This window comes from Nitratireductor sp. B36, from assembly GCF_020833685.1.
Taxonomy (GTDB): domain Bacteria; phylum Pseudomonadota; class Alphaproteobacteria; order Rhizobiales; family Rhizobiaceae; genus Nitratireductor.
The window spans coordinates 627,101-639,403 of the sequence record NZ_JACKZY010000002.1 but is presented as its reverse complement, the minus strand read 5'-3'; the positions used below and the strand labels follow the sequence as shown (position 1 = coordinate 639,403).

16 protein-coding genes are annotated in these 12,303 nt (G+C 59.3%); 5 read left to right on the top strand and 11 right to left on the bottom strand.

Features of this window, described 5'->3' with window-relative positions; translation table 11 throughout:
• Positions 1-29: 29 nt before the first annotated feature.
• From paaC to paaA, 3 genes are read right to left on the bottom strand one after another with little or no spacing between them, the layout of a single operon-like run.
• A complete protein-coding gene (gene paaC / locus H7H48_RS09670; RefSeq protein ID WP_229448851.1) occupies positions 30-803 on the bottom strand; it encodes a 1,2-phenylacetyl-CoA epoxidase subunit PaaC in 774 nt (257 codons plus the stop codon).
• Positions 803-1,090 carry a 1,2-phenylacetyl-CoA epoxidase subunit PaaB gene (paaB, locus tag H7H48_RS09665; RefSeq protein ID WP_229448849.1) on the bottom strand — a complete coding sequence of 96 codons (288 nt, stop codon included), beginning with the start codon at positions 1,088-1,090 and terminating at the stop codon, positions 803-805. Before paaB ends, paaC begins: the two co-directional genes overlap by 1 nt.
• 5 nt (positions 1,091-1,095) lie before the next feature.
• Positions 1,096-2,091, bottom strand: a complete 996-nt coding sequence (gene paaA, locus H7H48_RS09660; RefSeq protein WP_229448847.1) for a 1,2-phenylacetyl-CoA epoxidase subunit PaaA — start codon at positions 2,089-2,091, stop codon at positions 1,096-1,098.
• A gap of 118 nt (positions 2,092-2,209) precedes the next feature.
• On the opposite strand from paaA, the gene H7H48_RS09655 reads away from it, so the two are divergent.
• The 3 genes from H7H48_RS09655 to H7H48_RS09645 all read left to right on the top strand — a co-directional run bounded on the left by H7H48_RS09655 (position 2,210) and on the right by H7H48_RS09645 (position 4,852).
• Positions 2,210-2,641, top strand: a complete 432-nt coding sequence (locus tag H7H48_RS09655; RefSeq protein ID WP_229448846.1) for a PaaI family thioesterase — start codon at positions 2,210-2,212, stop codon at positions 2,639-2,641.
• A gap of 214 nt (positions 2,642-2,855) precedes the next feature.
• Positions 2,856-3,644: an alpha/beta fold hydrolase gene (locus H7H48_RS09650; protein ID WP_229448845.1), complete on the top strand. Its 789-nt coding sequence runs from the start codon at positions 2,856-2,858 to the stop codon at positions 3,642-3,644.
• Positions 3,641-4,852, top strand: coding sequence for a PAS domain-containing sensor histidine kinase (locus H7H48_RS09645; protein WP_229448844.1), 1,212 nt, complete (start codon positions 3,641-3,643; stop codon positions 4,850-4,852). Before H7H48_RS09650 ends, H7H48_RS09645 begins: the two co-directional genes overlap by 4 nt.
• Before the next feature lie 52 nt (positions 4,853-4,904).
• Here H7H48_RS09645 and H7H48_RS09640 read toward each other — a convergent pair whose 3' ends face one another.
• A complete protein-coding gene (locus tag H7H48_RS09640) occupies positions 4,905-5,387 on the bottom strand; it encodes a CreA family protein (RefSeq protein ID WP_229448843.1) in 483 nt (160 codons plus the stop codon).
• Positions 5,388-5,552: 165 nt separating this feature from the next.
• Here H7H48_RS09640 and H7H48_RS09635 point away from each other — a divergent pair, with 165 nt between their 5' ends.
• The gene (locus H7H48_RS09635; RefSeq protein WP_229448842.1) at positions 5,553-6,194 is read left to right on the top strand and encodes a glutathione S-transferase family protein; all 642 of its coding nucleotides are present in this window, start codon (positions 5,553-5,555) and stop codon (positions 6,192-6,194) included.
• A gap of 63 nt (positions 6,195-6,257) precedes the next feature.
• On the opposite strand, the gene H7H48_RS09630 is transcribed toward H7H48_RS09635, so the two are convergent.
• The 7 genes from H7H48_RS09630 to H7H48_RS09600 form a co-directional block, all read right to left on the bottom strand.
• Positions 6,258-6,635, bottom strand: coding sequence for a DUF2019 domain-containing protein (locus H7H48_RS09630; RefSeq protein WP_229448841.1), 378 nt, complete (start codon positions 6,633-6,635; stop codon positions 6,258-6,260).
• Between the two features lie 64 nt (positions 6,636-6,699).
• Positions 6,700-7,071, bottom strand: a complete 372-nt coding sequence (locus H7H48_RS09625; RefSeq protein WP_229448840.1) for a DUF2019 domain-containing protein — start codon at positions 7,069-7,071, stop codon at positions 6,700-6,702.
• Between the two features lie 210 nt (positions 7,072-7,281).
• Positions 7,282-7,653 carry a DUF2019 domain-containing protein gene (locus H7H48_RS09620; RefSeq protein WP_229448838.1) on the bottom strand — a complete coding sequence of 124 codons (372 nt, stop codon included), beginning with the start codon at positions 7,651-7,653 and terminating at the stop codon, positions 7,282-7,284.
• A gap of 700 nt (positions 7,654-8,353) precedes the next feature.
• Positions 8,354-8,722, bottom strand: coding sequence for a DUF2019 domain-containing protein (locus H7H48_RS09615; RefSeq protein ID WP_229448837.1), 369 nt, complete (start codon positions 8,720-8,722; stop codon positions 8,354-8,356).
• A gap of 38 nt (positions 8,723-8,760) precedes the next feature.
• On the bottom strand, positions 8,761-9,138 hold the full coding sequence (locus H7H48_RS09610) for a DUF2019 domain-containing protein (protein WP_229448836.1): 378 nt from the start codon (positions 9,136-9,138) through the stop codon (positions 8,761-8,763).
• The gene (locus H7H48_RS09605) at positions 9,135-9,869 is read right to left on the bottom strand and encodes a hypothetical protein (protein WP_229448835.1); all 735 of its coding nucleotides are present in this window, start codon (positions 9,867-9,869) and stop codon (positions 9,135-9,137) included. Before H7H48_RS09605 ends, H7H48_RS09610 begins: the two co-directional genes overlap by 4 nt.
• Before the next feature lie 242 nt (positions 9,870-10,111).
• A complete protein-coding gene (locus H7H48_RS09600; protein WP_229448834.1) occupies positions 10,112-10,729 on the bottom strand; it encodes a TetR family transcriptional regulator C-terminal domain-containing protein in 618 nt (205 codons plus the stop codon).
• Between the two features lie 245 nt (positions 10,730-10,974).
• On the opposite strand from H7H48_RS09600, the gene H7H48_RS09595 reads away from it, so the two are divergent.
• On the top strand, positions 10,975-12,303 hold the full coding sequence (locus tag H7H48_RS09595) for an aspartate aminotransferase family protein (RefSeq protein ID WP_229448833.1): 1,329 nt from the start codon (positions 10,975-10,977) through the stop codon (positions 12,301-12,303).

Sequence of the window (12,303 nt, the reverse complement as noted above, 5' to 3'; positions counted from 1 at the left end):
GGCTGTCACGACCTTATCCGACCTCGCGCTCACCAGGTCATCCCCGGATAGGTGCGCTGCATGTATTGCAGCTCGGCGAGCAGGAAGCCCAATGCCTCGCCGTGACGACCCTGGCGGCCGCCCGTCTGGCCATAGGGCGTTTCCACCCATTCAAGGCCTGCCTCGGCAAAGACCGGGCCGACAATGGCGTCGAAGGCAGGCCGTAAAGTGGTCGGATCAGGCGCAATGCCGGCCTCGGCCACAGCCCGCGAAACCTCGTCGCTTTCGAACAGCTCGTTCACATAGGGCGCGAGCGCCTCGACAGCGGCCTTCATGCGGCGCGTGCTTTCCTCGGTGCCGTCGCCAAGGCGCACCACCCATTCGCCGGCATGGCGGATGTGATAGGCGACTTCTTTCTCGGCCTTGGCGGCGATGCCGGCGAGACGCTCGTCGGTCGACGTCATCATGGCCTGCCAGAGCGGCTGCATGAAGGCTGCGAAATAGAACTGGCGCAGCATGGTGTGTGCGAAATCACCGTTCTGGCGCTCGGCCATCAGGCAGTTCACATATTCACGTTCACGGCGCATATAGGCCAGCTGGTCCTCGTCGCGGCCCTTGCCCTCGACCTCGCCGGCATATTGGTAGAGCGACCGCGCCTGACCAATGAGATCGAGCGCCATGTTTGGCATGGCGAGATCTTCTTCCAGCATGGGCGCGTGACCGCACCACTCCGAAAGCCGGTGGCCGAGAACCAGATGGTCGTCGGCAAGGCGCAGCAGGAACGCCGTCAGCGTTTCACGAGAGATGGAAGACGCGGCAGCCATTACATATGCCCCACATCTTCGGGAATGTCATAGAAGGTCGGGTGACGGTAGACCTTCGACATTGCCGGCTCGAAATTCTCGTCCTTGTTTTCCGGGTCCGACGCGGTGATCGCAGAAGACGGCACCACCCAGATGGATGTGCCCTCGCCCCGGCGCGTATAGACATCGCGCGCGGCCTGCAGCGCCATCACCTCGTCGGCGGCGTGAACCGAACCGCAATGCTTGTGCGCCAGCCCGTTGCGCGGGCGGATGAAAACTTCCCAAAGGGGGATCAGGTTCTTCGTCATGTCACTCACTCCGCCGCCATTTTCGCCGCCTCGCGGCGGGCTTTGCGTTTTTCCGCATGGGCAAGGGCCGCCTCGCGCACCCATGCGCCATCCTCCCAGGCTTTCCGCCGCGCCGCGATGCGCTCGCGGTTCATGGGGCCATGCCCCTTCACCACGCGCCAGAACTCGTCCCAGTCGATGGCACCGAAATCGTACCCGCCCTTCTCCTCGTTCCATTTCAGATCGGGATCGGGGAAGGTCAGGCCGATGAACTCGCCCTGCGGCACCGTCGCATCGACGAATTTCTGGCGCAGTTCGTCATTGGTGAAACGCTTGATCTTCCACTTCATGGACTGGTCACTGTGCTGGCTGTCGCCGTCCGAAGGACCGAACATCATGAGCGAGGGCCACCACCAGCGGTTCAGCGCATCCTGCGCCATTTCCTTCTGCTCGGGCGTGCCGCGCGCCAGCGTCATCATGATCTCGTAGCCCTGACGCTGATGGAAGCTTTCTTCCTTGCACACCCGGATCATGGCGCGCGCATAGGGACCATAGGAACAGCGGCAGAGCGGAATCTGGTTCATGATGGCCGCACCATCCACCAGCCAGCCGATCGCGCCGATGTCGGCCCAGGTCTGCGTCGGGTAGTTGAAGATGGAGGAATACTTCGCTTTGCCACTGAGAAGCTCTTCGGTCATCTCCTCGCGCGAAACGCCCAGCGTCTCGGCGGCGGAATAAAGATAAAGCCCGTGGCCGCCCTCATCCTGCACCTTGGCGAGGAGTGCCGCCTTGCGGCGCAGCGACGGCGCGCGCGTGATCCAGTTGCCTTCCGGCAACATGCCGACAATCTCGGAATGCGCATGCTGGCCGATCTGACGGACCAGCGTCTTGCGATAGCCTTCCGGCATCGGATCGTTCGGCTCGATCTTTTCCTCGGCGTCGATCCGCGCCTGAAAGGCGGCGAGAAAGGCCTCGTCTTCCGTGGTATCGGTCTTCGCGCCGATAAGCCCTTGGCTATACATCGCTTGTCCTCCATGCTCGCGCGCGGCTCAGGGCGGAGCGTCAATCCGCCTTTAATATGTAACAAAAAACACATATCATGGCAATATTTCGTAACATGTTTTTGGGGATCGAAGTGACATGAACACGCAATATGACGCCGAACAGGCACTCGGCGCAGCAAGGGAAACGCTACAATCGGTCTTCGCGCCGTGGATCAAAGCACTGGCGATCGAAGCGCTATCGGCAGACGAGACGGGGGTCGATTTCCGCCTTCCGGAAAATGCCGATCTGGTGCATGTGGGCGGGGTGATCTGCGGGCAGGCAACGGCTTCCGCCGCCGACACCTGCGCCGTGGCAGCGCTTTCCGCCGCCAATGGCCGCTTTCGAACCTGCACCACGGTGGACATGACCACGCATTTCATCCGGCCTTTGAAGCCGGGTCCGCTCGCAATCCGCGTCGAGATCCTGTCGAATGGTCGGCGCATGGCCTATGTGCGGGTGGAGATGCGGGGCGAAAGCGACCCTCGCCTGGCCTTCACCGCGACCGGAGCCTATGCCTATCTCGAATAAAATGAAGCCCTTCATTTGGCCGGAAGCGCACGTGAACCGATGGGTCATTCAGCCTTCCGCAACGGAAACACAAAAAACCACAACCGGCTTCCGCGCATGATAAATATGGCTTAGCATGCATAGAGGGAGGCACCCCACCACCGACAGCAGACAATTTCTCCTGTGGCTGGCCAGCGGCGGCAGGTCCACCCTGATAACAATGGGTCAGTTCTGAATGTCGATCATCAAACGCAACAACATCAATGTCAGCGGCGAAGGCCAGAAGCCGATGATCTTCGCTCATGGTTTTGGGTGCGATCAGAACATGTGGCGTTTCGTTGCACCGGAATTCGAGCGCGACCACAAGGTTATCCTGTTCGACCATGTCGGTGCGGGCCGCTCTGATCTTGGTGCCTATGATCAGAAGAAATACGCCACGCTGGAAGGTTACGCGGATGACGTGGTGGAGATCTGCGAAGCGTTAAATGTCGAGAACGGTATTTTTGTCGGACACTCGGTGAGCGCCATGATCGGCGCACTGGCATCGATCAAGTCGCCCAAGCATTTCGAGAAGCTGGTGCTGGTCTGCCCCTCCCCCTGCTATCTCAATGACGGAGACTATCAGGGCGGGTTTTCGCGCCAGCAACTGGAAGAACTCCTGGAGTTTCTCGACGAAAATCACATGGGCTGGTCGGCGCAGATGGCGCCCTTGATCATGGGCAACGCGGATCGCCCCGAGCTTTCAGAAGAGCTTGAGAACAGCTTCTGCCGGACTGATCCGGATATTGCCCGCGCATTCGCACGTGCAACCTTCCTGTCCGATAACCGGGCCGATCTGGCCTCGGTTCGCCCCGCGTGTCTCGTGCTGCAATGCAAGGAAGATGTCATCGCGGGTCAACAGGTCGGAAAATACGTGAAAGAGCACATACCCGATGCGCATCTGGCCCTTATTGATGCCTACGGACACTGCCCCAATCTGAGCGCACCCGATGAGGTGATCAAGGCCATGAGGGATTTCGTGTGAACGTGGTCTACAAGAACGCGGTGGATGATGCGGAGGAGCTTTATGAAAACGCTCCCTGCGCCTATGTCTCGTTGCACCCCAGCGGTTATATCCTGCGCGCCAATCAAACGCTCGTGGACTGGCTCGGCTATTCGAAAGAGGAACTGGCAGGCAAGGCGTTTCATGACATTCTGAGCGCCCCGGGTCGCATCTTCTATGAAACCCACTTTGCCCCCCTGCTGCGCATGCAGGGTTTTTTCGACGAGGTGGCGCTCGATCTCTCCGACGCTTCGGGCACCACAATGCCAGTGCTTGCAAACGCCCGCGAAGTGCGCGACGCCGATGGCGCGCCCCTCTCCGTGCGCATCGCGCTGTTTCGGGCGCGTCAACGCCGGCAATATGAGCGGGAACTTCTGGAAGCGCGCCGCGCAGCCGAAAAGGCCCGTGAAGAACTCGCCACACTCAACGCATCGCTGGAGGAACGCGTCGAGAATGCGGTTCAAAAGCGGATCAAGCTGGAACAGGGACTCTGGTACGAAAAGCAGACGGCGAAACTGCGCGAGCAGTTTGTCGCCGTGCTCGGCCACGATCTGCGCAACCCTTTGGCCTCCATCCGCAGCGGCGCGGAGATTCTGGCGCGAGACCCCGATCCGGAGAAACGCGAGAAAGTCGTCACCCTCATGCGCTCCAGCATTGCGCGGATGAGCAGTCTCATCGACGACATGCTTGACTTGGCGGCGAGCCGCCTCGGCAAAGGCATGGCGGTGGAGATGAAGAGGGTCGAACTCGGGCCCGTCATCCAGCAGGTGGTGGACGAGGTCGTTGCCGGTCGCGATGAGGCGAGGGTTGAAACACAGATCGATCTTCCGGATCCGATCGAGTGTGACGAGGGGCGCATCGGCCAGCTCGTTTCCAATCTCGTGGGCAATGCCATCGATCACGGCTCCGAGGGTGAAGCCGTGCGCGTTGTCTCCGCGTGCCGCAACGGCGTTCTCACGATCCGCGTCACCAATGCCGGCGGGCCGATTCCTCCGGACGTGCGCGTCAGGCTCTTCCAGCCCTTTTCCCGCGCCGAAGTGCGCGCGCATCAGAAAGGGCTGGGCCTTGGGCTGTTCATCGCTTCCGAAATCGCCCGCGCCCACAAGGGCAAGCTGGAGGTTGAAAGCGACGAGAAGGAAACGACGTTTCTGTTTTCAATGCCTCAAGCGGTGCCGCAAACAGTCCCTTGAATAGCCCCTCAGGCGACCAAACCGAGCTGACAGGAGAACGCGCGCCTGCGCCTTACTCTTCCTTCACCCATCGCGCCTTGGTGCCGTAAAGCGGCACGGTGGAGATCGCCATCTTGGCCGAACCATCCTGCACCTGACGGGCGTGGGAGAGATAAATCAGCGTGTCGTTCTTCTCGTCGTAAATGCGCTTGACGACGACCGACTTCCAGATCAGCGACTGGCGCTGTTTGAACACCTCCTCGCCATCCTCGCCAAGATCGATGTCACCAATGACAATGGGCCCCGTCTGACGGCAGGAAATGGAGGAGTTGGAGGGGTCTTCGAACCAGTTCCCCTTCTGCAACCGATCGATCATACCGCGATCGAAATAGGTGACGTGGCAAGTGACACCCTCCACTTCGGGATCGCTCACGGCCTCTATAACGATGTCGTTTCCGAGCCAGTCCACGCCCACCTCACCCACCTGCTCGCCAGAGGCCGGGCTCGCGGCAAGGGCGGTCATCAGAAACGAAGCGGCAATGAAGGAAGGGCGCATGGAGTGATCCTTTCGTTACGACGATGCGTTCTGCGCATATGGGGCAATTTGCGCGATATTGAAGTCCTGTCGCTGAAAACCGGGTCTGAAGAGCAAGGAACATGTCGGATCACGGCATTGCTTCTCGTCCTTCGAACTTGAGGGCAGTGACAAGGGAGAAACAGGATGCGTCCGATTCTGACTGTTTTTGAGAAATCACCCGACCGTGGGCAGGGTCATGCCCGCGACATGCGTGTGCGCTGGGCGCTTGAGGAGGTCGGGCAGGATTATGATATCCGCACCGTTTCATTCCAGCAAATGAAGGAGCCCCGTCATCGCAGGCTCCAGCCGTTCGGCCAGATCCCGACCCTTGAAACGGGCACGGTGAGCCTGTTTGAAACGGGCGCCATCCTTCTTCACATTGCCAGCGAACATACCGGTCTTCTGCCGGAAGATGATCAGGGGCGCGCGATGGCACTCTCCTGGTTCTTTGCCGCCCTGAACACCATAGAGCCACCCATCGTCGAGCGGGAGGCTGCAGGCTATACAGTACGGGACCGCCCCTGGTTCGGTGAACTCCTTGCCCTCCTCGACGAAAAGGTCGATCTCCGGCTCAGGGATCTTTCGGATGCGCTTGCAGAACGGGACTGGCTTTGCGGCCATTTCAGCCTCGCCGACATCATGATGGTGACCGTGCTGCGCCGGCTGGAGGGCAGTTCACTCATTGAGAAACACGCCAGCCTCTGCGCCTATATGGAGCGCGGCACAAGCCGTCCCGCCTATCAGCGCGCATTCGACGCACAGCATGCGCTCTATCGCGCGCGATGAGTTTGCGGGTTCTGCCGGCTGATGACATGACACTGCATCACTGCCCGCGCTGGTTGCTGAAACTCATTCCGGAACGAAGATCCCTTCATCCAGCGCCCAGAGACACATCCCGGCATCGCCAGCTTGTGGATTATGCTTCGATTCCGCGATCCACTCCAGCAGCGCCCGCGCCTCCTGCGGCGCAACGGCGAGGGTCGCCTTGGCGGAATTCAGACGCACCTGCATGTTTCGATGTTCATAGAGTTTGATGAACAGCCGCCGCCGATCTCCTGGCCGCGTACGCAGTTCATTCTTAATCAACATCAGTTCGTCGAAGAGCTTGTTAAAACGGGAAATTTCATTTCCCAGCAGCGCATGATCCTGTTCCATGCCAATTTCAGCGGCACGCGCGATGAGACTGTCGTCCGACTGGTTTGCAAAACGAGCGGCTTTGGACTTCATTTCAGCACTCCAGACTTTCTCAGTGCATATCGCTCCATCAATTCGCGTTCCTCCCGGCGGCTTTCTACCTTCGCCCAAACCGTGGTCCATGCATCAGAAATGAAAGTACATCCTTGGCATAGACGTCCTGCGGAAGCGCCTTGGCATCAATGATGGATTGAAAAATCTGAATGGCCTTATCCGGAGAAAGAGGGTGGGCATGTTTGGCGGCGTTCAGCCGCACTTGAGGATTGTCGTGATCAAACAGTTCGATCAGCGCATGACGCTGATCACCGGGGCGCGCTTCCAGTTCTTCAACCAGCTTTTTGATTTTCATATAAGCGCGATTGTAAGGCCCGGTCTCAAGATATAGCAGCGCCTCATGCTGCGTCAGGCTCAGTTCTATGAAGCGTTGCAGCATCTCATCGACGGGAGCGTTATTCTTGCGTCTCGTCATCATTTGAAAGTGCCGAGCCGCTGCAACGCAAAAGACCGGCCTCTACCCGCCCGCGCCCTGAAGCCCTCGAAGAAGTTGCTGAAACAAGAATCCTCCCAAATCATTGGATTTGGCAGCAGACCTATCCAAGCGTCCAACCCATCCGGCATGTTCAATGAACGGGCCTGGGTTTCGGTATGATGTCGAGATGTCATCTTCGCAACAACTCCATCATTCCGGTTCAAGAGGTCCATTGATCAAGTAGTCAAGCACGGTCCTGGCATCCGCTTCCTGTGGATGTCTTTTGGCATCGATGATGGATTGAACGACCTTAATGGCCGGACCTGGGAAAAGGGGATGGGCATATGTGGCTGCGTTCAAACGCACTTGCGGGTTTGGATGGTCGAAAAGATCGACCAGAACATGCCGCTGATCACCGGGGCGTGCTTCCAGTTCTTCCGCCAAACCTTTAATCTTAAGATAAGCGCGATTGTAGGGCCGTGTTTCGAGATATAGCACAGCCTCATGCTGCGTCAGGCTGAGGTCGATGAACCGCCGGATAATCTGATCGACGGAGAGCTCACTTCTCTTCTTCACCGTCATCTCAAAACTCCATGTTCCCTTAATGCCGACAGTCCTATCTCTACCCGCTTGCGCCAAGTGGCATTATGGAGAGCCTCTCGAGGAGAGAGGCCACCGAACTTGCCATTTCTTTGGGCCTACCAGGCCGTGATCTCCCAATGCTTGTACCGTGGAACCAGCACCTTGTTGTCGGGGCTCTCGATCATCTCCTGCGAAAATCCGTCACGATATGCCGGCGTTTTCTCAACTATATGGTGTATATCATAGCCCGATCTCGGAAAAGTCGCACGTTCCTTAAGTTCCTCCAATGAGCGCGGCTTGTCCGAGTAGAAACGGATCGTGTGCCCGGCTTCGTTCGCCAGCCAGCCGACCCGCGTGAGAAAGCGAACCTGCTGCCAAAGCGGAAGCGTCCGCAGATACCGGGCCGCAGCACGGCCGATCCGATTGCGCTCACGCGCCCGCGCAGGTCTTCTGTGGGGGATCTTCGGCTCTTCCGGGTCGCCGCTGACGGCCAGAATTTTTGTACGGCCATCGTCCCGTGCAGGTCCGCCCCAGTCGCCCCCCGGCCCAGTCCACCGCCCACCGTAGCGGTAACCACGCGGAACACGGGGTTGGTGCGGGTTGAAACTTGCTTATGCAATCTCAATATCCACCGCGCTCTCGCGGATGGATTGCCGTGGGTTCAGGGGCGACGTCCTACGTCAACAACGCTGGACAACCATCATTCTCGGGGCAATGGTCCGAACATCAGATAATCAAGCGCGCTCCTGGCATGCGCTTCCTGCGGGTATTTTTTGGCATCAATGATGGATTGAACGACTTGAATGGACTCCTCGGGGAAAAGAGGATGAGCATATTTGGCTGCGTTCAATCGCACTTGAGGGTTTGGATGGTCGAACAGATCGGTCAAAATACGGCGCTGATCACCGGGGCGCGCTTCCATTTCTTCAACCAGCTTTTTGATTTTCATATAAGCGCGATTGTAAGGCCCGGTCTCAAGATATAGCAGCGCTCCATGCTGCGTCAGGCTCAGTTCGATGAAGCGTTGCAGCATCTTGTCGACGGAAACATTTTCTCCCTTCTTCGCCACGCTACTCCCTTCTGCCAAGGCTGCCAATCCGGGATGCCTTATTCTGGAACGAAGATCCCTTCATCCAGCGCCCAGAGGCACATCCCGGCATCGCCAGCTTGTGGATTATGCTTCGATTCCGCGATCCACTCCAGCAGCGCCCGCGCCTCCTGCGGCGCAACGGCAAGGGTCGCCTTGGCGGAATTCAGACGCACCTGCATGTTTCGATGTTCATAGAGTTTGATGAACAGCCGCCGCCGATCTCCTGGCCGCGTGCGCAGTTCTTCTTCGATTGCCGTCAACTCATCGAAAAGTCTGTTGCAGCGGGAAATTTCATTTCCCAGCAGCGCATGGTCCTGTGCCACACCAATTTCCGCAGCACGCGCGATGAGGCTATCGTCCGACTGGTTTGCAAGACGAGCGGCTTTGGACTTCATTTCAGCACTCCAAACTTTCTCAGCGCATATCGCCCCATCAATTCGCGTTCCTCCCAGTTTCTTCCCCTGAGATACGCGCGAGGACTAACTCCACCCCACTCCTTGTTGTTCCTAGCGTACCATGCCGTGATCTCCCAATGCTTGTACCGTGGAACCAGCACCTTGTTGTCGGGGCTCTCGATCATCTCCCGCGAAAATCCGTCACGATATGCCGGCGTTCTCTCAACTATATGGTGTATATCATAGCCCGGACTCGGTACAGTCGCACGTTCCTTAAGTTCCTCCAGCGCGCGCGGCTCGTCAGAGTAGGATCGGATCGTGTGCCCGGCTTCGTTCGCCAGCCAGCCGACCCGCGCGAGAAAGCGAACCTGCTGCCAAAGCGGAAGCGTCCGCAGATACCGGGCCGCAGCGCGGCCGATCCGATTGCGCTCACGCGCCCGCGCTGGCCTTCTGTGGGGGATCTTCGGCTCGTCCGGATCGCCGCTGACGGCCACAATTTTCGCACGGCCATCGTCCCGTGCAGGTCCGCCCCAGTCGCCGCCCGGCCCAGTCCACCGCCCACCGTAGCGGTAACCACGCGGAACACGCGGCTGAGCGGGATTGAAGTTCGCCCGCGCCTCCAGCAAGACCTGCAAATGCCAAGCCCGTATCAGAAACGCGCCTTCGGCATAGGCCGCGCGCAGTGCCGCATAATCCCTGGCAAGTTCTCGCTCGTCGCCTTCGCTGACCATCTGCCCCCGCCTCGTTCAACGGGGCTATGATCAGGCCACTGCGGGTGGAGAGGATAAAATTCCTACATATTTCTTGATGTGATGCGAGGAACGATGCACGTTCCGAAGACAATTCAGATGCTTGGTCGGATGCTTGGGAAAAGAAAAAAGATCAGGATTGCAGGTATGAGCGCGTGTTTATCCCCGGACGGGGCCAGCCCCAACGCATCCTCATGACGAACCGTCTCGATAAGCGCCGTTTCTCAGGCCAGAAACAGCCCCTCCAAAAACCGCGCGGCATCCTCGAAACGGCCCTCGCCACCGCGGTTTTCGCCCAGCACCGCACGCACCTGCACGTCGAAATCGGCATAGTGCTGGGTGGTCGCCCAGATGGCGAAGATGAAGTGGTAGGGATCGCTCTTTTTCAGGCGTCCCGCGCGCATCCAGGTGGCGATAATCGCGGCTTTCTCGTCCACCAGTTCCTTCAACTCGCCTTCCAACAGCGGCAGGATACGCGGTGCGCCCTGCAGAATCTCATTGGCAAACAGCCGGCTCTCGCGCGGGAAATCACGCGCCATCTCGATCTTGCGGCGAATATAGGAGCGGATTTCGGTGTGCGGATCGCCTGTCGCATCCATCTCCCGCAGGGGGGCGAGCCAGGTCTCCATGAGACGGTGAATCAAAGTCGCAAAAATCTCCTCCTTGTTCTTGAAATAATAGAGGAGATTGGGCTTCGACATGCCGGCCGCATCGGCAATCTGGTCAATGGTCGAGCCCCGAAACCCGTGCTGGGAAAAAACCTCCAGCGCGGCTTCACCGATCAGTTCGCGCTTTTCGCGCTGGATGCGGGTGCGCTTTGGACGGGCGGCGGGCTTGTCCATCAGGTGGCCTCGCCCGCATGGCGGACATCACCAGCCCACGGCGAAAGGCCAAGCTGGTCCAGCCGATTAGTCCACTGTGGAATGCGCCAGCGCAAGGACATTTCCCCTACTATCCCCTTGACCGCCAACATGGCGGTGTTAACGTTTGTCCAAACGGTCAAAAATTGCGTAGCATATCTTCGCGCAAAGCACCAAGCATTGACCGGGACAAGCCGAGCGAAACAACAATCAGGGGAAGCTTGGTCATGCTCGACAGGCTCAACAAGAGGCCGAACGATCTGTCTGCGTTCTGGATGCCGTTCACCGCGAACCGGCAGTTCAAGAAAACGCCGCGCATGCTGGTCGCCGCCAAGGACATGCACTTCACCGCAGAGGACGGCCGCAAGATCATGGACGGCACGGCGGGCTTATGGTGCGTGAATGCCGGCCACTGCCGGCCGAAGATCACCGAGGCCATTCAGCAGCAGGCGGCACAGCTCGACTATGCGCCCGCATTTCAGATGGGCCATCCCATCGCGTTCGAATTCGCCAACCGACTGGCGGCGATCGCGCCGGAGGGGATGGACCACGTCTTCTTCACCAATTCCGGCTCCGAGAGCGTCGACACGGCGCTCAAGATCGCGCTTGCCTATCACCGCGCCAAGGGCGACGGCTCCCGCTTCCGCCTGATCGGCCGCGAACGCGGCTATCATGGCGTCAATTTCGGCGGCATCTCGGTGGGCGGCATCGTTGCCAACCGCAAGATGTTCGGCACGCTTCTGACGGGCGTCGACCACATGCCGCACACGCATCTGCCCGGCCAGAACGCGTTCACGCGCGGCGAGCCGGAGCATGGCGGCGACCTGGCCGACGAGCTGGAGCGTATCGTCACGCTGCACGACGCCTCGACGGTGGCGGCGGTGATCGTCGAGCCGGTGGCCGGTTCCACGGGCGTGCTGATCCCGCCGAAGGGCTATCTGAAGCGCCTGCGCGAGATCTGCGACAAGCACGGCATTCTCTTGATCTTCGATGAGGTCATCACCGGTTTCGGCCGCCTTGGCACGCCGTTTGCGGCGGATTATTTCGGCGTGGTGCCGGACATCATGACCACCGCCAAGGGCGTGACCAACGGCGTCATCCCCATGGGTGCGGTTTTCGTGAAGAAGGAAATCCACGACGCTTTCATGAACGGGCCCGAACACCTGATCGAGTTCTTCCACGGCTACACCTATTCGGGCAATCCTATTGCGTGTGCGGCGGGTCTGGCCACGCTCGACACCTACCAGGAAGAAGGGCTGCTCACGCGCGCCTCGGAGCTTGCCGACCACTGGGCCGATGCGCTGCACTCGCTCAAGGGGGAGCCGCATGTGATCGACATCCGCAACATCGGCCTTGTCGGCGCGGTGGAGCTTGAAGGCATTCCCGGCGAACCGACGAAGCGCGCCTTCTCCGCCTTCCTGAAAGCCTATGAGCGCGGTTTCCTGATCCGCACCACCGGCGACATCATCGCCCTTTCGCCGCCGCTGATCATCTCGAAAGGCCAGATCGACGAGTTGATCGACAATCTGCGCGACGTTTTGAGGATGATCGACTGA

Excerpts from the sequence above, each read along its gene's own strand:
- H7H48_RS09605 (WP_229448835.1), bottom strand. The coding sequence starts at position 9,869 with ATGGTCAGCGAAGGCGACGAGCGAGAACTTGCCAGGGATTATGCGGCA.
- paaB (WP_229448849.1), bottom strand. The coding sequence starts at position 1,090 with ATGACGAAGAACCTGATCCCCCTTTGGGAAGTTTTCATCCGCCCGCGC.
- paaA (WP_229448847.1), bottom strand. The coding sequence starts at position 2,091 with ATGTATAGCCAAGGGCTTATCGGCGCGAAGACCGATACCACGGAAGAC.
- paaC (WP_229448851.1), bottom strand. The coding sequence starts at position 803 with ATGGCTGCCGCGTCTTCCATCTCTCGTGAAACGCTGACGGCGTTCCTG.
- H7H48_RS09655 (WP_229448846.1), top strand. The coding sequence starts at position 2,210 with ATGAACACGCAATATGACGCCGAACAGGCACTCGGCGCAGCAAGGGAA.
- H7H48_RS09610 (WP_229448836.1), bottom strand. The coding sequence starts at position 9,138 with ATGAAGTCCAAAGCCGCTCGTCTTGCAAACCAGTCGGACGATAGCCTC.
- H7H48_RS09650 (WP_229448845.1), top strand. The coding sequence starts at position 2,856 with ATGTCGATCATCAAACGCAACAACATCAATGTCAGCGGCGAAGGCCAG.
- H7H48_RS09635 (WP_229448842.1), top strand. The coding sequence starts at position 5,553 with ATGCGTCCGATTCTGACTGTTTTTGAGAAATCACCCGACCGTGGGCAG.
- H7H48_RS09625 (WP_229448840.1), bottom strand. The coding sequence starts at position 7,071 with ATGACGAGACGCAAGAATAACGCTCCCGTCGATGAGATGCTGCAACGC.
- H7H48_RS09600 (WP_229448834.1), bottom strand. The coding sequence starts at position 10,729 with ATGGACAAGCCCGCCGCCCGTCCAAAGCGCACCCGCATCCAGCGCGAA.
- H7H48_RS09595 (WP_229448833.1), top strand. The coding sequence starts at position 10,975 with ATGCTCGACAGGCTCAACAAGAGGCCGAACGATCTGTCTGCGTTCTGG.
- H7H48_RS09640 (WP_229448843.1), bottom strand. The coding sequence starts at position 5,387 with ATGCGCCCTTCCTTCATTGCCGCTTCGTTTCTGATGACCGCCCTTGCC.
- H7H48_RS09620 (WP_229448838.1), bottom strand. The coding sequence starts at position 7,653 with ATGACGGTGAAGAAGAGAAGTGAGCTCTCCGTCGATCAGATTATCCGG.
- H7H48_RS09630 (WP_229448841.1), bottom strand. The coding sequence starts at position 6,635 with ATGAAGTCCAAAGCCGCTCGTTTTGCAAACCAGTCGGACGACAGTCTC.